Annotated in this window: 12 protein-coding genes and 2 tRNA genes; 5 read left to right on the top strand and 9 right to left on the bottom strand. The window is 52.1% G+C overall.

Features of this window, described 5'->3' with window-relative positions:
• Positions 1-33: 33 nt before the first annotated feature.
• Both ACHZB8_RS18010 and ACHZB8_RS18005 read right to left on the bottom strand, forming a co-directional pair.
• Positions 34-1,347, bottom strand: a complete 1,314-nt coding sequence (locus tag ACHZB8_RS18010; protein ID WP_316862351.1) for a TolC family outer membrane protein — start codon at positions 1,345-1,347, stop codon at positions 34-36.
• A gap of 397 nt (positions 1,348-1,744) precedes the next feature.
• Positions 1,745-2,401: a protein-L-isoaspartate O-methyltransferase gene (locus tag ACHZB8_RS18005; RefSeq protein ID WP_316862349.1), complete on the bottom strand. Its 657-nt coding sequence runs from the start codon at positions 2,399-2,401 to the stop codon at positions 1,745-1,747.
• Positions 2,402-2,633: 232 nt separating this feature from the next.
• Between ACHZB8_RS18005 and ACHZB8_RS18000 the strand changes: the two genes are divergently transcribed.
• A tRNA-Cys gene (locus ACHZB8_RS18000) sits at positions 2,634-2,707 on the top strand.
• 148 nt (positions 2,708-2,855) lie between these two features.
• Here the strand turns inward: ACHZB8_RS18000 and ACHZB8_RS17995 are convergent.
• Complete coding sequence (locus tag ACHZB8_RS17995; protein WP_316862348.1) at positions 2,856-3,590, bottom strand: Card1-like endonuclease domain-containing protein; 735 nt, start codon at positions 3,588-3,590, stop codon at positions 2,856-2,858.
• Positions 3,591-3,844: 254 nt separating this feature from the next.
• Between ACHZB8_RS17995 and cobD the strand changes: the two genes are divergently transcribed.
• The gene (cobD, locus tag ACHZB8_RS17990; protein WP_316862347.1) at positions 3,845-4,873 is read left to right on the top strand and encodes a threonine-phosphate decarboxylase CobD; all 1,029 of its coding nucleotides are present in this window, start codon (positions 3,845-3,847) and stop codon (positions 4,871-4,873) included.
• Positions 4,873-5,862, top strand: coding sequence for an adenosylcobinamide-phosphate synthase CbiB (gene cbiB, locus ACHZB8_RS17985; protein WP_316862346.1), 990 nt, complete (start codon positions 4,873-4,875; stop codon positions 5,860-5,862). Before cobD ends, cbiB begins: the two co-directional genes overlap by 1 nt.
• 4 nt (positions 5,863-5,866) lie before the next feature.
• On the opposite strand, the gene cobU is transcribed toward cbiB, so the two are convergent.
• Positions 5,867-6,406 (bottom strand): bifunctional adenosylcobinamide kinase/adenosylcobinamide-phosphate guanylyltransferase, encoded by a 540-nt coding sequence (gene cobU, locus ACHZB8_RS17980; protein ID WP_316862345.1) that lies wholly within the window; start codon positions 6,404-6,406, stop codon positions 5,867-5,869.
• 44 nt (positions 6,407-6,450) lie between these two features.
• Positions 6,451-6,717, bottom strand: a complete 267-nt coding sequence (locus ACHZB8_RS17975) for a hypothetical protein (protein ID WP_316862787.1) — start codon at positions 6,715-6,717, stop codon at positions 6,451-6,453.
• Positions 6,718-6,977: 260 nt separating this feature from the next.
• Here ACHZB8_RS17975 and ACHZB8_RS17970 point away from each other — a divergent pair.
• Positions 6,978-7,053 (top strand) — tRNA-Asn (locus ACHZB8_RS17970).
• Between the two features lie 243 nt (positions 7,054-7,296).
• On the opposite strand, the gene ACHZB8_RS17965 is transcribed toward ACHZB8_RS17970, so the two are convergent.
• From ACHZB8_RS17965 to ACHZB8_RS17950, 4 genes are all read right to left on the bottom strand, one after another.
• The gene (locus ACHZB8_RS17965; RefSeq protein ID WP_316862344.1) at positions 7,297-11,943 is read right to left on the bottom strand and encodes an SH3 domain-containing protein; all 4,647 of its coding nucleotides are present in this window, start codon (positions 11,941-11,943) and stop codon (positions 7,297-7,299) included.
• 65 nt (positions 11,944-12,008) lie between these two features.
• Positions 12,009-13,499, bottom strand: coding sequence for a caspase family protein (locus tag ACHZB8_RS17960; protein ID WP_316862342.1), 1,491 nt, complete (start codon positions 13,497-13,499; stop codon positions 12,009-12,011).
• Entirely contained in the window at positions 13,499-15,082 is a 1,584-nt protein-coding gene (locus tag ACHZB8_RS17955) for a caspase family protein (protein ID WP_316862340.1), read from the bottom strand. The genes ACHZB8_RS17960 and ACHZB8_RS17955 overlap by 1 nt, the downstream gene beginning before the upstream one ends.
• Positions 15,083-15,160: 78 nt before the next feature.
• A complete protein-coding gene (locus ACHZB8_RS17950) occupies positions 15,161-16,120 on the bottom strand; it encodes an OmpA family protein (RefSeq protein WP_316862338.1) in 960 nt (319 codons plus the stop codon).
• A 307-nt stretch (positions 16,121-16,427) separates the two neighbouring features.
• Here ACHZB8_RS17950 and ACHZB8_RS17945 point away from each other — a divergent pair, with 307 nt between their 5' ends.
• Positions 16,428-16,931, top strand: coding sequence for a hypothetical protein (locus ACHZB8_RS17945; RefSeq protein ID WP_316862336.1), 504 nt, complete (start codon positions 16,428-16,430; stop codon positions 16,929-16,931).
• Positions 16,932-17,191: the final 260 nt, after the last annotated feature.

The following is a 17,191-nucleotide window of genomic DNA, read 5'->3' as shown; positions in this document are numbered from 1 at the left end:
TCACGATGGCTGAAATTCAACCCGTTTGCTCGCTTAGCGGCCGTCCGGAGTGCGGAGACCGAACCATTTATCGCGAACAGCTTTGTAATGTTCGGTTGGGTCATACCGTTTGACTTTCAGCTTCAGGTTTGCTGCGGACAGGTTGCCTGTTGCCGATGCCAGGGAGAAGGACGCCACGATACGATCATGCTGCGCCTCAATGAGAGAAATGCGCGCTGAGATTTCGTCTTCCTGAGCGTCCAGAACATCGAGCAATGTCCGCTGGCCGACTTTCTGTTCTTCGACAACACCCCGCGTTGCGAGGCGAGCGGCCTTGACGCCAGCCTTGGCGGCCGTGATCTGCTGGGTGCTGGCTTGCAGGAGACCCCAGGCTGAGACGATGCCGGCCCGAATCTGATCGCGCGCGAGATCAAGCTGAATACGTGTCTGGCCGAGTGTTTCCTTGGCCTGGCGGACAGCAGAGTGGTTCGCGCCACCAGAATAGAGAGGAATGCTGACTGCGCCGGTGATGGAGGCGCTATTCGTTGCACCGGTAAGATTGGTCCAGCTACGGCCGGTCTCGCCGGTAACGCTGACTGTGGGCAGCAATGCGCCTTCAGCAATCTTTACTGCAAGCTCGTTGGCGTCAACATTGAATTTGGCGGCTTGTACGGATGGATGTTGCGAAATGCCCTGCTTTACAGCAGCGTCAACTGATTTCGGAAACAGGTTGTCGACGGAATAACCAGCGACCAGAGTACCGGGCTTTTTGCCGACGAGTTGCTGATAAGTTGCCTGACTTGCGGAGAGTGTGGCTTCTGCCGCATAGACCAGAGAAATTGCAGCGGCCAGACTGGCTTCAGCCTGGTTGACATCGGTATTGATGGTTTCACCCACGGCAAACCGGTCTTTTGCTGACCGGGCCTGTTCTCTCAAAAAGGCGACATTCTGTTTGCGAAGTTCAAGAATTGCCTGATTTTGCAGAATGTCCATATAGGCAGTGGCAACATCCAGAAGAACAGACTGTTCTGTAGCCTTCAGGCTTTCACGAGCTGCCTGAATGGCTGCTTCTGCCTGTTTGACGCCGTTTCTGGTGCGGTTGCCGCGATAAAGAATCTGCTGAACCTGCAAACCGAGGCTTGTTGTGGTTGCTGCGTAGCGACTGCTTGTTCCGGAAAGATACTCGTAATCTCTCCAGGTTCTTGTCGCCGATCCTGATGCCGACACTGTCGGGCGATAAGCAGACAATGCCTGAGGGACATTTTCATCGGTTGAGCGAAGACCAGCCCTTGCCGCATTTAGCGTCGGGTTGTTGCTATATGCCAAAGACAATGCTTGAGCGAGATTTTCTGCATTAGCAGAGGTCACGTTAAAACATAGTGCAGAAAACGCACATAGCGAAAATGTCCGAAGGCTAGCCACACCAATACTCCTAATTATTCAATTGCGACCCGTCTGGTTTTTAGAAAGCCGCAATTTTAAATGCCGTTTTGAAAGGACCTTAATCTGAAGAGAGCATATTTGATAGGTCAAGCAGCAATGAAAATCTTAAAAAAATGTGAATACAGCTTTCTTGCAACACTTAGAGAACATGATTGCCTGAAAATTGCCATTATCCAATCGTCAGTTATAACAGTTTGCTGATGTTGACATATTGCGCAACAGGCAACCTCCAATTGTCGATGCTGAGTGGATGCGAGGCATTCGAGTACCGATTTCCCCAAACGGGAGATTCGGTTTCACGCATATTCAGAAATGCGATTTCTCACGACAAATGAAAGCCTTGCTCGTTTTTGAATTGCCAGAGAACCGGAGCGGACGCTTCAAAGGCTGCGACACTGGAAAAATGGTCGCCCGTGCGAATGATCTTGACTGCCTTGGTGGTGTAGTCGCTTCCCGTTACCGTTACGAGTGTGCCCCCGTCTTTGAGCTGATCCAGAATGGATTGCGGTATGTCTTCCACAGTTCCATCAATCAGAATGACATCATAGGGGCCCTGTGATGGGACGCCTTCTGTGAGATCTGCCGTCACAACCGCGACATTGTCATATCCGAGGCCGGAAATGCTCTTTTCGGCCTGCGCTGCAAGGATCTCGTTCTGCTCCACGGCGACGACGGTATTGGCAAGTCGCGATGCCAGAGCTGCCGTATAGCCAGAGCCTGAAGCGATGATCATGACCAGATTGTCGGCTTTGATATCCGCCAATTGCAACAGCCTTGACAGGGGCATCGGCTGGGTCATGGTGCGACGGTCGGAAATGGGAATACTGGCATCGGTATAGGCAAAGGGACGATAGGACTCGGGAACGAACTTTTCTCTCGGAACATCAGAAAATGCCTGTAGGACAGAATAGGACGTCACGTCCATGGTACGAATTTGTGTATCGACCATCTGTTTGCGGGCTTTGCTTGTCGCGCTCATTATTCGATTCCCATTCGCTCAACCGTGAGTGATGTTGGATCAGTATTTATATTTAGACTAAATATCTCGCATATGGGTTGCTTGCAAGAGATCTGTGCCCAATGCAATTTTTTATAAAGCAAAAGACATATATTAATTGTGTGATATTTCCAAAAACCACAAATTTTAGTGGAAATCGACTTGAGCCTGTCGAGGCCTTTTGCTATTGACCTTCCACCACTTTTGCAAGGAAGGCTCGATGGCGGAGTGGTGACGCAGCGGATTGCAAATCCGTGTACGCCGGTTCGATTCCGGCTCGAGCCTCCAAATCCCCGTCTTTTTGAAATGTTTCGCGTTTTACCGTCTTGCAATCAGTCGGTGATGGCTGTGAGGCCAAGTTATTGCGGACTTACTAGTGATATATGAGCGTTTGGTCTGAGGCACACAGGATCAGACGCGTCAGTATCCTCTGTATTCATTGTTTCTGTCTTTTGGGGCGGGACATGGCTTTGACAAGCTTGTTCCATTCAAGATCTTCAAGCGTGATCAAATCGACGTTGAGGGCTTTTGCCTTGCCGAACAAGGCCTCATATTTCGGCTTTCTGGCATATTCGTCATAAAGGTCAGTGGAAAGGATGAGGCCGACATAGCTTTCCTTGCTACCAAAGTGGTCAACCAGATTGTCCGCCTCATGCAACGCCTCCATCAGCTTCTTGCGTCCACGGTCATTCTTGTTGCGATAGGTCGCGCTATACGCCTTGCAGGAGTAGAATGCCAGTCTCTGGCCAAATCGGGCAATGACGTCTATCTCGTTTTCTCCGAAATAGTCGTCGAAATGCCATTTGATCTGTTGCCCGAACAACACTTCATCCGCTCCCGCTTCGTTGGAAGCCAGACACGAAACCTCCTCGAGCCATCCCCCGGTGATGAAGCGTCGAGACTCGGCGGTGAGCGCCTTGTAGCCACCATCTGACATCTTGCCGACCAGACCAACATCTTCGAGTGCTGCAACGATGCGAATGGCAGACGGAGACAATCCATTCTTGTAAAGTGAGCCGTTGAACAGGCGTTTTCGAATGCGTTCGAAGCTGTTGTAGTGGGAAGAAATCAATATTGATGCGTCCTTGTGACGCTTGGCGGCCGATATATCGCCAGTGCGCAACGGATCGAGCCTTGCTCCGTTTTGTTTGATCAACTGGGCAATTGTCATGGGAGTGGTCCGTGTAGAGGAGATTTTCTTGTGATCCTTTCCTATCCCACTCCTGCCAAGAGAGTGCAAGGTCAGTGAGAATATTGAATCGTATTGCTCCCCTTCAAATGAGGGTTTTACAGGCAAACAAACCCTTTATTCATGATGCGATGCAACTTCTCGCATCTCTTGGTCAAAACCCGGCTTTGCATTTGCATCCTATTGTCAAAAAGGATATGCGTTGATCACTCGCTCGAAAGTCAGGAGCCTTGGAGATGGTTAGTAGCAACGACAATATTATGATGCATGGTGGTGATCTTTCTGCGGCCATGGCACGTTTCGGTGGAACCAATGAGGGTTGGCTCGATCTTTCAACCGGGATCAATCACACGTCCTTCCCCTTTGATCGTGAAACTGCCCTTGACGGTATCGGCCCCCTGCCCAATCAGAGTGATCTCGTTGATTGTCTTGCCGCCGCAAGGGTTGCCTATGGTGTGCCCGATGATGTTTCGATTGTTGCTTCCCCCGGAACGCAATCGATCATTCAGTCGATGCCGGTGCTTCTGGGGACGAATCAAAGCTGTCTCATTCTCGGTCCGACCTATTCCGAACATCAACGCTCAATGGCTCGTGCCGGGGTTGACGTTGCAATGATCAATGAGCTGCCCAAGGAGTTTTTCCCTGGCGACTGCCTTCTGGTCTGCAATCCCAACAACCCTGATGGTCGACGGCTGGAAGCGGATTTGCTTGTTGATCTTGCCGGTAAGTTGCACAAGCAGCGCGGGCTGTTGATCATTGACGAAGCCTTCGCCGATGTTGATCCCGACGTGAGTGCCATGGGATATCTTGGATCCATGCCGAACTGCGTCATCATGCGTTCCTTCGGCAAGTTTTACGGGCTGTCCGGAATCCGTTTGGGTTTTCTGATGGGGCATGAAAGTCAGATCAGCAAAATCCGGGACATGCTTGGTCCATGGGCCGTTTCAACCCCGGCCCTGCGCGTAGGTACCGAAGCGCTCAACAATGTCAAATGGCAGCAGGAGCAGCGTGAGTATCTGATGGCGCAGGCCGAGCAGATGGACAAAATTCTCGACAAGCGCGGCCTCTATATGGCTGGCGGCACACCGCTTTTCCGACTGGTCATAAAGGAAGACGCTCGCGACTTGCATCGCAAGCTTGCCGAAATGCATATTTGGACACGCATCTTTGACTATCGGTCCGACTATATCCGCTTTGGTATTCCCTATGATCAGAAAACAATGACCAGACTCGATGAAGCTCTGGGCAAAGTGATGTATCGGTAATGCTGATTGCCAACGGCATTCTGGCGGCTGTTCTGATCGCAATTCTGGTCGATGCACTGTTCGGTGAACCCGCATGGTTATGGCATCGGGTTCCGCATCCGGTTGTGCTGTTTGGCAAATTGATCGACTGGCTTGATGCTCATTTCAATCATTTCAGGCAACAGTCGCCGTCTTCAGGGCGACTGGCGGGAGTGATTTCACTTCTTTTTCTGGTCATCGGTGGTGCTGTTCTTGGCTGGGCACTGGAGGCCGGTCTTTTGGCGCTTGGAATTCCCGGTCTGGTTCTGATCGGCATTCTCTCCTCTTCTCTGATCGCTCAGAAAAGCCTTTATGATCACGTTGGAGCGGTCGCAACACCGTTGATTGTCGGGGATCGTGAAAAGGCCAGACAGGCCGTCTCCATGATCGTCGGACGCGATACCAGCAAGCTTGATGATGCGGGGATTGCTCGGGCTGCGATCGAGAGCCTTGCAGAGAATTTCTCTGACGGAATTGTCGCCCCTCTGTTCTGGTTCGTCCTGTTTGGACTGCCGGGCTTGATCGTCTACAAGATCGTCAACACGGCCGACAGCATGATCGGCCATCGCAACGAGAAATACACTCATTTCGGATGGGCGGCGGCGCGTCTTGACGATGTCTTGAATCTGGCACCTGCGCGCATAACCATGGCGTTGCTCCTGTTTACTCCGGTCTCACTTGGCAGAATGCCATCTTTGAGCGCGGTGCAATGGTCCAGTCTGCTCAAGGATGCCCGGAGACACAGATCGCCCAACGCAGGCTGGCCGGAAGCTGCGATTGCGCAACGGCTCGGCATTGCACTGTCCGGGCCCCGTTATTATGACGGAGTATTTGTCGACGAGGCCTATGTCAATGACACGGGAGAGCGGGATATTGGCGGATACGATATCAACGCCAGTCTTGTGCTATATCGCAATGCCTGCATTCTCGAGTTTCTTGTCATTGCACTGATTTACATCGCTATGATCTAGACGGTCAAAGTCTTATCTCTGGCTGCGGGGTCGGCTTGAGCAGGATGGGCAGACCGAAGCGTACTTCAATCACTCTGTTGCAGCATTGAGCCAGCATTTGATTGAGGCGCCCCTGATGATCACGAAAGGCCCTGCCCTCTGCCGTTCCCGGAACGACACCCTGACCTATTTCGTTTGAAATGATGATGAGTTTCGATTTGCTGGCTTTGACCGAGATTTCCAGTTCATCAAAAGAGTTCTGCAACGGTTTTTGATGATAGATGAGATTGTTGAGCCACAGGGTTGCGCAATCAATGAGGATGGCATTGTCAGTCTGGTTCAATTTTTCGACCAGTCCGGCGATTTCAATTTCTTCCTCATGCAGGGTCCAGCGAGCACCGCGTCGTTGCCGATGCTGTTCTATGCGAGCCACCATTTCCGGGTCATTTTCGAAGCGTGGTGATGTGGCAATATAATGCAGGGTCTGATCGCTGTCCTCACAGAGCTTTTCGGCAAAGGCGCTTTTGCCAGAGCGGGCACCGCCTATTACGAGTGTTGAGGTCATGATCGTTTGCTCCGTTTTGCGTCTTCGCGTCGCTTCGATTGCATTCAGTTTTGTGCGGGCTGATGATCCAGCTTGCTGCGACGCTTCTTTTCAGAGCGAATTTCGAGCTTGCGCCGATATTTTCGCAAAAGCGGCAAATCGATAGACAGGATGATCAAGCCCAAGGGAATCATCCAGAAACCCAAAATCGGAAGAAAGCCCAATATCCCACCAATAACAAGCGCTACGCCGAGTATTTTTCTCGTGAAAGGTCGATCCGGAATCTTGATGACGTAGGACCCGATTTTGAAGTTGCGTCTAGGGTTTATCATTTTTCTGTTTTTCTCTAAGAAAGCAAAGCTAACAGGAATCATGGGGTTTATAATTGTCATTTGTGGCAATATTTCATGTCAAATCGCAGACTAACCCATCTTTTTCGTTTCTTCTCGGAGGAACAAATTCCTCGTCTTTTCCACTGTTCCACAAGAGATGTCGAAAAGATGAAAAAAGGGGCTTGGCAATTGGTTCGCGCTCAATTAGAAACCACTTCACCAACGTTGAGGCGCGAAAGTGCAGTAGACGAAAACAGTTTTCCCCAGTAGCTCAGTTGGTAGAGCAAGCGACTGTTAATCGCTGGGTCGCTGGTTCGAGTCCGGCCTGGGGAGCCATATTAGGGCCTTCTGATTGATTTCAGAAGGCCCTTTTCTTTTGGTCGTGGTTCAAGGAACAATGTTGGTGGTGGTCCAAGGCCTGCCGGTTGTCTGTGGCGTTATGGACTTGCCGCTGGCTCGCTTTGAGCCTGATATTTCATCCGATTATTCGAGTGTCTCCCCTTGGAGACTGCAAGAAAGAAAAGACCGGGCCTATCACTATGGAAAGACCCGACCAAAAGCTTTTCACGTTGGCATATTCTATTGTTGTACCACGATGCTGTTTGCTGGCACGAAGCCAAGCAATTTGCCGTTTCTTGCGATCTTGGCCCAGCCGTTCCTGTCTTCAAGCATCCGCACCAGTGTTCCTGGCTTAAGTTTTTCTTTCACCGCTCCGTCATTTGCCTCTTCAAGCACGTCAACAGCCATGATGACGACATGAGTTGACGTCGAGGGGATGAACAGATCTGAGCTTTGCACCAGACTGGCCGTCTTGCGGCCAAGAGGAAAGCTGTTCACGACCTGAGTTTCCGGCAATTGTCGATATCCGAAATACTCGTGGCTAAGCTCTGGCAGGCGTTTTTGCACGTATCCAGTGAGTTCTGTAAGCTCGACATAGCTGTCATTGTCGCTGTCGGCTTCGGACAGGCCTTCGAGCAAGGTGAAGGTGAAGACACCATGCCCGCCAATGCCTTCAAGCGCTACGCCCTTCTCAGAGGTCGCGGCAAGGGTCGAGCGTCCTGTCGCCCGCATGAGTCTGTCGGCTGCGGCGCGGTTGGTGAGCGACCGACTCTGGTTGCTGACCAGCGAGCCACTCTCGCAGGTGTCATAGACCAGTACGGACTTGGAGGCGAGGATTTGCGAGAACCAGTCACGCCACTGCTCACGCCCCACACCCTGTTCTTCAATCGATCCCTGACCCTTATCGACAAAGTCTTGCGGCAGGAAATAGTAATGGCCTTCCTGACTTTTTCCGTGACCGGCGATGTAGAACAAAAAGACATCCGTTGTCTTGGCGTTACGGGCCAGAGTTTCAAAGGCGGCTGCAATGCCTTTCCTGGTGGCGTCGGCGTTGAATACGCGCGTGACATGCACCTCATCAAAATAGCCTGCCCCCGCTTTCGAAAAACCTTCAATGATGCCATTGGCGTCTGCAATGGCATAATCGAGTTTCAAAGCGCTATCGTAATAGTCGTCAACTCCGATCGCCAGAATGTAGAGATCGGACGTTTCTGTTTCCGCGAAGGTGCCCTCCACTTTCAGCTTATAGGTGTCCGATGCAATATGATTGGATTTGTCATAGGCGGACACCTCAATGAGGTTTGTGCCCGGTTTCAGGACCACCTTGCGACTGACAAGGCCTTCGATTGAAGACGGTGTCTGAACTGCGGCACCAAGGCCACGGCAAGCACCGCTATCGCCCTCACACTTGTTTTGAAGGCTGCCATTGACACGTATGTCGATGCGACCAAGTCCGCCGGAGCGTTTTTGCAAAGTGACGTCGATCTCGATTTCCTTGCTGTTGGTTTCAAGACCGGCCTTGGAGGTGACCGCAATAATTTGCGGTGGCAGCCCTGTGTCCAGGACGGCAGCAAGATCGAGCTTGCGTCCGGCGTTCAACACATTGCTGTTCGGATCGCCCGCAAGTGCTTCCTTAACAAGGTCCGGACGAAACAGTACATCATAGGCCTGATCGATTGTCAGGGATTGAGTTCCGTTGATGATATCAAGCTTTTTGCCGCCGCCTTCCGAGGCATTGAAAAAGCCCTCCGGCGTCAGCACAATCCATGATCCATCGTCGTGAACGATGATTTCCGCCATCTTGCGACCATCGCTTGTTCGTGCGATTTGAACATGGTTGAAATCGAGAGCCGCATAGACGAGCTTGTTGTCCTCGCTGAAACGGGTTGGCAAAAACGCCATTTCGCTGACGATTTCTCCCGTTTGCATATTTCTGATCTGGCCCTTCTTTTTGCTTTTCTCGCAAACCCCGAAGGCCGCGAACTGGCCATCCGGGCTCGCACCTTCAAGAGAAGCCCAGCATTCGTTCTCATCTGTTCGTTCGCTCTCACTCAATGCGAAATGACTGATCACCTTTTTCGAATCCAGATCCCAGAGATAGACATCAGGATAAGCGAACTGGACCGCCCGCGTGCCATCACTGGATGTCAGATAGTTGCGGCTGTAATAGTCTCCCATTCCCTCTTTGGGGGGCTTGATCGTTGAACGCTTGAGCTTCTTCATGTCGACAAGCTCCATCTGACCATCCACGTATGGGAGCATCAGATAGCGGCCATATCGGCCAAAATCTATGCCGGAAAGCTTCTCAAATGAACGGGGCGACATGGTGAAGGCCTTTTTGCGGAATACATCATACATGAACCATTTTTCGCCCTCGGACGCGCACGCTATGAAGATCCATTGACCATTGGGGCTGAAAGCGACACTGCCGTCGCCTTCGGTCTTGTTCATGTCGAAGTAGTTCTCCGAGAGGTCCCGGATGCCATGGAACGTTGAAAAGCGGCCCTTGAAGCTCTTTTTGAGGATGATTTCACCCGTCCGTGCCTTCAAGATCTGGAACTGGGTTGTGTCTCCATTGTGCCATTGCCTCAAGAGATGTTCGCCGTCTGGCGTCAGAACATATCCCCAAATGGGGCCGTTCTCTGTGCGGGTATCTGTGAACAGGGTCTTGCCTTGCCGGAAGTCGACGACGTTGATCGTCGCAATCATGCTCTCGTTCTTGAGGCGGTAGACAATTTCCAAGCCAGACCGGTCATTGCGCATGTGAAAGGCTTTTTGACTATCCGGAGGTCTACGATAACCAGCCCTGACAATTTTGTCCGGTGTTGCCCCGCCAATCAGATCCTGAAGAAAACTTTTATCCAGCTCCCAATCAGGTTCGAAAACCATCTGGGATTCGACATCCGTTTCCGTAAAGGCCCGACCCTGAGCCATCCAAAGCGGTTTTCCATCTTCAAGATCGACCAGCATGGCCTCGCCCTTGATGCCGCTGATTGCCAGTTTCGTGCCATTGTCCACGAGCTTGAATCTGGAATTGAGAGCGCCGGTTCCATCGACCACCAACAACGGATCGATCGAGATTTCCTTGATGATGGTTCCTGTTGTCAACTGTCTGATCTGAAGACTTTTCCTGGCTGCTTCCTGCTCATCTTCGGGCATGGAAGAAAGGACCGGCTTTGCCAGTATGATGAGATCATTGTCGTGATCGATATACCAAACCGGCAGTTTGTGAATGATGGTTTCACCCCAGCTTTGTAGCCCACCGGCATTGTTGGTAATTGACCAATGCAGCTTTCCGGTTTGGTAGTCCCTGACTTCCAGCGCTTCGAGATTGATCCATTTGTCGGTTGTCTTCTTGCTTCTGGACTCGATGGTGAGCATCAGTTGTTGACCATTCACCACGACACGTTCGGCATATTTGGGGCTGAACTCGGTATTGCCTTCAGCGGGATGCATTTCAACTGTGATTACACCGGTCAGAATGTCCAGCAAGCGAACGGCACCGCTTTTCGTGATGCCAAGCTTTTTAAAGGTTTCGTCGCGGTCGAAATTGTTATCCGCCCACGTCTTTCTGAGAATGTCGCGCAAGAGCGCGGTTTCTGATTTGCTTAGCTTGCGGCTCTGGTCAATTTCGAACAGTGGAATAAATCGATTGTTTGTTCCTTGCGTGCCGATGTTGTTGGCAAAATAGTTGCTGGGTGGTCGGATCTGAGCAACCAGCACCTTGTTGGCGACATCCCAGATTCTGATCAGTCCGGAGTCATAATATGCATACGCCAAAGCGGCCGGGGCCAGTTTGAGGTATGTGGCGAACAGGGCCTTGTCGACTTCCTGTCCTTTGAAGTCGAAAGAGAAGATCTCCTTGCCCTGGTCCTCGACAACCCAGCCATTATCACTTTTGCGGATTCGTGTATTAACGAGCAAAGCATGCTCTCGGTTGGAATTCTCGCCAAATATGCGTTTCACCTCGGCGGGTTTCATCGATTGGGCAACAAGCGTTGATCCGCTCATGGCAAAGGCCCGGACGTCGTAATTGCTTTCCATCCAGATCAGGTCATTCTTGTCATCAAAGATGATCTGGCGTGCCGTTTGCTCAAGACTGATGCGGGGGCGAATGCTATAGCCTTTCTGGGGCATGAAATCTGAAAGAGGGTCTTGCAGGTCCGGCGCGGTCGAATGAAATACCGCCATATCGAATGGTTTCGCGATATAGCCATTATGAACCCAGGCCTCGGTTCCGTTCTCAAGGGTTACGTGGCTCCAGTCGCCCCGTCGTTCGATCTCTGTGAGCGGATCACCGGAGCCAAGTTTTGCTACGATGTCGAACTCACCGCCCGGTCCGCTGCGAGCATTTAGGCGCGTATTGGTGACGAGATATGACTGGCCACGACCTTCGGGGTGGATGGGGCTCAAAGTCGTGCCATTTCCGGAGTCATTGCCCGAGGAGATTGCGGTTACGATGTCTGAGCTGTTGCCTGCTGTTTGAGCGTTGCCATAGGCATCCAGGGAAGAGCTGCCGCTATTGAGTTGTGGGGCCGCATCAAGATGTTGACGCTTGATTGCAGAGATCGCATCCTGGTGCGGCGACTGACCGGCAACAAAGACCTTGAGAAAACACCAGCCATTTCGCCTGTTCCAAGTGTAGGCCTTGCAGACGTCCCTGTCGTTACATGCTTTCTGACAGGCCTCTAGGGTGATGTTCTTGAAACCGTCGGTTGCCCTGAGATCAAACATGTCACCCCCTGGCAGGTCGATGCCGGTGAGGGTTTCAAACTGGGCTGCTTGGCTGTCTGGAGAGACGACAAATATGCTCGCAAGCAGCAGAAGCGATGCTGACATTGTCCGCGAAATCCGGACGAGCCGTCCGGTTGACTGTTTCTTTCTCATCTGTCTTTCCCCCCCTCATGTGGGCTCGTCTGGTTCTCGGGTTCGTTCGAATTTGGCACATTGCGTTATTTGCTGATCGAATAGTCCTTGTAGCCCACAGCCCATTTTACGGCCCGGTTGAAATTTTCCTCACCGGTCCAGACGGAATAGAGCTTCTCTGAAATTTTCTTGGCCAAAGCCGCTCTGTCCTTCACCGGCTCGAAATCGCGGTTGGCTTTCAATAAGGCTTCGAAATCGATCTTGTCTTGCGTCACAATTGCCAGAAGCTGGCCTTTTCCGGTTGGCAGTCCGGCCTCGAAGGCAAAGCCATAGCTTGCATCAGGAACACGCAAGGGTGCCTTGGCTCTGATCTTGCCAGTTTTGCCATGTGCCAAATCTTCCGCGGTAGGGAACAGCAAAATCATTTCGTTGGCTGCATTGAGGTCAAGCAAGGTGAGATAGCCACCAAAAGAGGATTTGATTTCGAATGACACTTCGTCACCCAACGTTTGGTCGGCTTGAGGCTTGATGACGATTTCAAGCGCATCCTGTTGCAAGGGTGGCAGAATGTCGGAAACCTCGTCGTTTGTTTCCACCGTAGCCGTCTGCAACGGGCCTTGCTTGTATGGTGTCATAACAAAGGTTTCGTTTTTTGGGTCGATATTGGGTGTGAAATGCACTTGTCGGCATTTCTCTCTCTTCTCGCACCAGCTTTCCGTTCTCGGCTTGATATAGTTGATGAGTTCCGCAGAGGTTATGCGCCCATTGTGGTTGGTGTCGGCGCGATCATTTTGAAGGGCTTCCACAAGATACCGGGTGAAGATCCCGCCCTCGGAGCTGTCCCAGGAATATTGGTGGGGCATGGCTGCCGAGATTGTCAGATGAGCCTTTATGTCTCGCGACAGTGGTTCCTCGTCCCTGCCCGGTGCCTGAAGCGTTTGCCTGCTTGCCGCGTCTTTGACGTCATCGTCTTCAAAAGACATGAATCTCGGTGTGATGTCCGCTTCGTCACCCTCCGACAGCGTCAAACCTCGCGTGACAGTGCCAGAGTGGCAGGAATCGGAGATGAAAATCACTTCCCTATTTGCCAACTTGCCGAGCGCTGCGCCCAACTCATCATCGATGACCAACTGATCGACAGTGCGCTTGCCTCCCTTGCCGACATCGGCGGTGCTGATGAATTCGTCCTTGCCGTCCTGCTCGTCGCCATTCCTGTCTGTGACCTGTCCGCCATGTCCCGAATAGTAAATGACGACACGATCACCGGGCTTGGTGTTGTTCGGCAGCCAGTCTTTCAAGCCATGCATGATGGCTTTCTTCGTCGCCTGAGAGTCTTTCAGGATGCCTATGTCCCTGTCGGAAAAGCCCCAACTCTGTTTGAGAAAAGTCTTCATGTTGGCAAGATCGATCGCAGGTCCCCTGAGGTTCGATGACGGGCTGTGGGGATAGGTTCCGACCCCGACTAGGAGTGCTTTTTGTCCGGCCTGAGCGTTGGAAGGGCCCAGGAAGCCGAGGCTTGGCAGCAACAGACCCATGCCGAGTAAAATCGCACCCTTGGCGAATGATTTCCGTGCCATCACTTGTCTCCCTCCGGTTTGGTATAGAGCCCCACCCAGTCGATTCCGGTTTGATGTGTTTCTATCTGTGTCTTGAGCAACTGAGCCAATTTGCTGATATCTCTTGTTTGGTTCAATTCCGGCAACGCCGCCATGATCTGGTCAGCGCGCTTGGCGCTTGTGACGGCGAGCAGGTGATCCGCACCGAAAGGCGGAATGATCGGTGCTGTAAAACCAGTCGGTACGGTTGGAGCAAGATGGCCCGAGGCAAGGTCATTGCCCGACGCGAGCGTAGGCGCGACAAGCTGGATCTGGCCATCGAAGGTCAGGTTCAACAACACAAGATGCTCAAACGTGTCCGATGTGATCGAGAATCCCACATTTTCGCCTTCGATATAGGTCTTTGGTCCGTCGGAAAGCTCAAGCTTCGGGGCCTGTCCTTCTGGAAGATCGGACAAATATTGAAGGAGACGCCATTTGTTGATTGCACCCTGAAGGGCCGCGCGCTGGTTGCGAGCATCCCTGAATTCTTTGAATTGTCCGACTGGGTCTCCGGTTTTGTAGATCAGCTCCGATTGCGTGGCGTCATAAACGATGTCGGCCTGCTCACGCGTATCCACCCAGATCACCTTGTCCAGTTGAGGATGATCCCTCGCATCGGGGCTATCGAAATAGACACGAAGCCGCTGTTCATCGAACGCTTCGAGTGCGGGCAATATTGGAGTCGAGGCAAGGGATAGCTCCTTGAAGGCGTCGCCGGCATTGACTGAGGGCCGCTGGCGACGTTCGGTCAGCTTGACGACAACCTTGTTCACATAACGCTTGATCTCGCTGATATCGAGACGTCCGTTATGGTCTTTGTCTGCCTGCCCGCGCAGAATATTGGCAAAGGCAAAGGACAGGGCTCCGCGCCGCTGCCCCTTGATCGAGATTTCCTGTGTCAGCTTGTTCTGATCCTGAGCATAGAGCCAGACGACATGATCGAGAGCCGAAGGGTCTACCTCTCCCAATGAGCGGAGGTAATCGGTCAGTGCATCGTTGCTTCGGGGCAGATCCACCCCGGGAGCCCTCAGGTCTGTTGCTGCGCGTTTGTCTGCTTGCCGGGCCATGCCTCCGGCGTAGCAACTGTCCGCCACAAGGATGACCGTGGCTTCTTTCTCTCGCGCCAGCATGTGGCCGACTTCGTTGTCTATGAGACGTTCTGAAAGCGCCGGGCCACTCTCATCGAAACCGACAAGAAGGAACATGTTGTCCTTGTCTTCATGCCCTTTGAGGACAGCGTCTGCGCGGGCTCCGTGACCTGCGAAGTGAAAGATAAGAACATCCCCCTTGCCGGCCTTTTCGGTCAGAACGTGCCAATGTGAAAGAATGCTATCGCGCGTTGCCTCATCATCGAGGAGCAGAGATACATCACTGGCGTCAAGCTCATCCAGTGCTTCGGCGACATCCCGGGCATCATTGACCGCCCCCTGAAGTGGATTGATGTGGTGATAGTGATCTATGCCGATGACCAACGCATAGACCCGAGCATGTGCGACCGGGGTTGCAACAAGGAAAAGCAACGATGCCATGGCGACCAGCGCAGAGCCAGTTATCAATTTCATTTGGATCCTCCTCAGAAAGGTCGCTCGTCACAAAGCAATCGTTCCGTCTTGTCGTTCAGCCAAAAGAAGGCGAACGATTTAGCGCAAGACGAATTCCACCCTCCGGTGCGCCTGATTGCGTTGCTCTTTGGTGTAAAGGCCCGGATCGTCAAATCGGAAAGGTTCGCTTTCTCCCTTGCCAGCAATATCTACCTGTCCCTCATAGCCTTGAGCCTTGAGCTGTTGGCGCACGACTTCAGCGCGGAGAAGCGAAAGAGCCATGTTGTTCGCGTCGCTGCCAACCGGATCCGTATGGCCGATCACTTCGATATTGGGAGATCCCTGTCGTTTCAGGGCATCAAGAACGGTTTTGAAACTCTCTTGGCCAACATTGGTCAACTCCGCCTTGCCAAAAACAAATTGAAGCGGAACCAGTGTTTTCTTGCGCTTGTAACCGCGTGTAGAGAACGACATGGCTGAGCCGGGCTTGCCGGACCGGGTGACCGAGGGCTTGACCTCGGCAGGATCTTTTGCGGCTTGCAGGTAAATCAGACCGGTTTCATCAAGGCGGGAGCGTAGCAAGCCCACCTCCCCTTCGCTCGGAAGGTCGGGGGTGATCTCTTCGTCATCAATGATGCTCAGGGCTTCGCGATAGGACTGGTATGCCTTGCCCACCTGATGGTCCTGACGGTAGAGTTCGCCGATCAGGAATAGCACGCGCCAATGGGTGCCGAAGGTTATGAGGTCGTCCAGTTGCTCGCGCAGGCCCTCAAGTTCGTCTCCGGAATGCGCCTCTGCGACGCGGCTTTCCAGTTTTGGCAGGAAGGCGTCAATGATCTGTAACCCCAGCTTGTCGATTTCGGGACCTTCGCAGTCGCTGTCGTTGAAGGCCTTGTCATAGAATTCAGACCAGACATCCATGTCGGGGACCTGTTTCACGCCTTGCCATTGCTCCTTGATGTCAGAGCATGCAATAAGGCCGCTTGCCTCCGACTGCGCAAGGCCAGCAAGAAAAAGCATCGTGCCCAAAATGAAGGACTTTTTCGGAGTCATCATCATCCCACCTCATCTATCGCCACTAACAGTGTGACCAAAACAAACCCGTCCTGCCAATCATAGAGAGACAGGTGTACTAAGTGTTCTTTTCAATTCACATTCTTGGCTTCGACATGCAAACTGTCGTCGTGAAAAACAGGTTGAAATGGCGACCCAACAAGGCAACGTGAAAAGTCTGACATTCAGCCGGTTTTCTCGATTATGGTAATTTTGACAATGAAGGTCTTTGCGCCAAATCGCGAAAAGGAAAAAAGCCGACATTTTCTGGCCTGATGGCGTTGGATTTTGAATATACGAAGTGAGGTGATTTATGCGTTTGTTGCAATTGGCTGCATTCTGTGTCTTGTCAAACACTGCCAGCCTTCCCGCTTTTGCAGAACAATCTCAAGAATATTTCACCCAGGCGGTGCAGATTTGTGTTGACTTTGGCAATGACGGATTTTTCGTGACGGACCGTCTGGAAGTCTTGGGCTGGGTGAGCAGCCACAGCGATGCATATGGAACGGATATCATGTCTTCGCCGGAAAAGTCGGTCCTGGTTGTTCCCCCGCCTGAAGGTGCGGACATGCCTGCAACCTGTACGGTGATATCGGACAAGCTTTCCCTTATCGAGGCAAGCGAGTCCGTTCAAAAGGTGGTTTCGAGCAGCAATGTCGACTATCAGTTGCTGTCCAATCAGGGCTGTTCGGAGTTCGACTTTTTCGGTCCCATGAAAATTCAGGTCTGGTCGGGAAGCAAGGCTGGTGCATGTTCTGATCCGAACAATCCAAGGGTTGACATCATCACCCTTGTTGATCCCGTGGCAGATCAATAGCCCCTCCGTTTATGCCGCATGCGCCGATTGGCGCATTTTCGAGAACGCGGCAGATCACACAAAAAAGGAACCACATGACATAGTGCATGGTGGTTCCCTGAATGCGTCTCGACTGTGAAGACACTCAGTCGAAATAGTGTAGTTTCTGAGAGTCAAATCCCAATTGGACCGTTTGCCCCGAGACAATGTCATGTTGTCCGAACAGGCGAACCGTAGCGTCATGATCCTTGATGGTTACGATGAGATTGGTATCCCCTCCC

The organism is uncultured Cohaesibacter sp. (genome assembly GCF_963556055.3).
Classification (GTDB): Bacteria; Pseudomonadota; Alphaproteobacteria; order Rhizobiales; family Cohaesibacteraceae; genus Cohaesibacter.
The sequence above is the reverse complement of the archived record's forward strand: the minus strand, read 5'-3'. Positions and strand labels throughout refer to the sequence as shown.

What these genes read in the sequence shown, in the direction of transcription:
- ACHZB8_RS17955 (WP_316862340.1), bottom strand. Translation starts at nt 15,082, where the DNA reads ATGAAATTGATAACTGGCTCTGCGCTGGTCGCCATGGCATCGTTGCTT.
- cobU (WP_316862345.1), bottom strand. Translation starts at nt 6,406, where the DNA reads ATGACCTCAACACTCGTAATAGGCGGTGCCCGCTCTGGCAAAAGCGCC.
- ACHZB8_RS17960 (WP_316862342.1), bottom strand. Translation starts at nt 13,499, where the DNA reads ATGGCACGGAAATCATTCGCCAAGGGTGCGATTTTACTCGGCATGGGT.
- ACHZB8_RS17975 (WP_316862787.1), bottom strand. Translation starts at nt 6,717, where the DNA reads ATGATAAACCCTAGACGCAACTTCAAAATCGGGTCCTACGTCATCAAG.
- cbiB (WP_316862346.1), top strand. Translation starts at nt 4,873, where the DNA reads ATGCTGATTGCCAACGGCATTCTGGCGGCTGTTCTGATCGCAATTCTG.
- ACHZB8_RS17950 (WP_316862338.1), bottom strand. Translation starts at nt 16,120, where the DNA reads ATGATGATGACTCCGAAAAAGTCCTTCATTTTGGGCACGATGCTTTTT.
- ACHZB8_RS18005 (WP_316862349.1), bottom strand. Translation starts at nt 2,401, where the DNA reads ATGAGCGCGACAAGCAAAGCCCGCAAACAGATGGTCGATACACAAATT.
- ACHZB8_RS17945 (WP_316862336.1), top strand. Translation starts at nt 16,428, where the DNA reads ATGCGTTTGTTGCAATTGGCTGCATTCTGTGTCTTGTCAAACACTGCC.
- ACHZB8_RS17995 (WP_316862348.1), bottom strand. Translation starts at nt 3,590, where the DNA reads ATGACAATTGCCCAGTTGATCAAACAAAACGGAGCAAGGCTCGATCCG.
- cobD (WP_316862347.1), top strand. Translation starts at nt 3,845, where the DNA reads ATGGTTAGTAGCAACGACAATATTATGATGCATGGTGGTGATCTTTCT.
- ACHZB8_RS17965 (WP_316862344.1), bottom strand. Translation starts at nt 11,943, where the DNA reads ATGAGAAAGAAACAGTCAACCGGACGGCTCGTCCGGATTTCGCGGACA.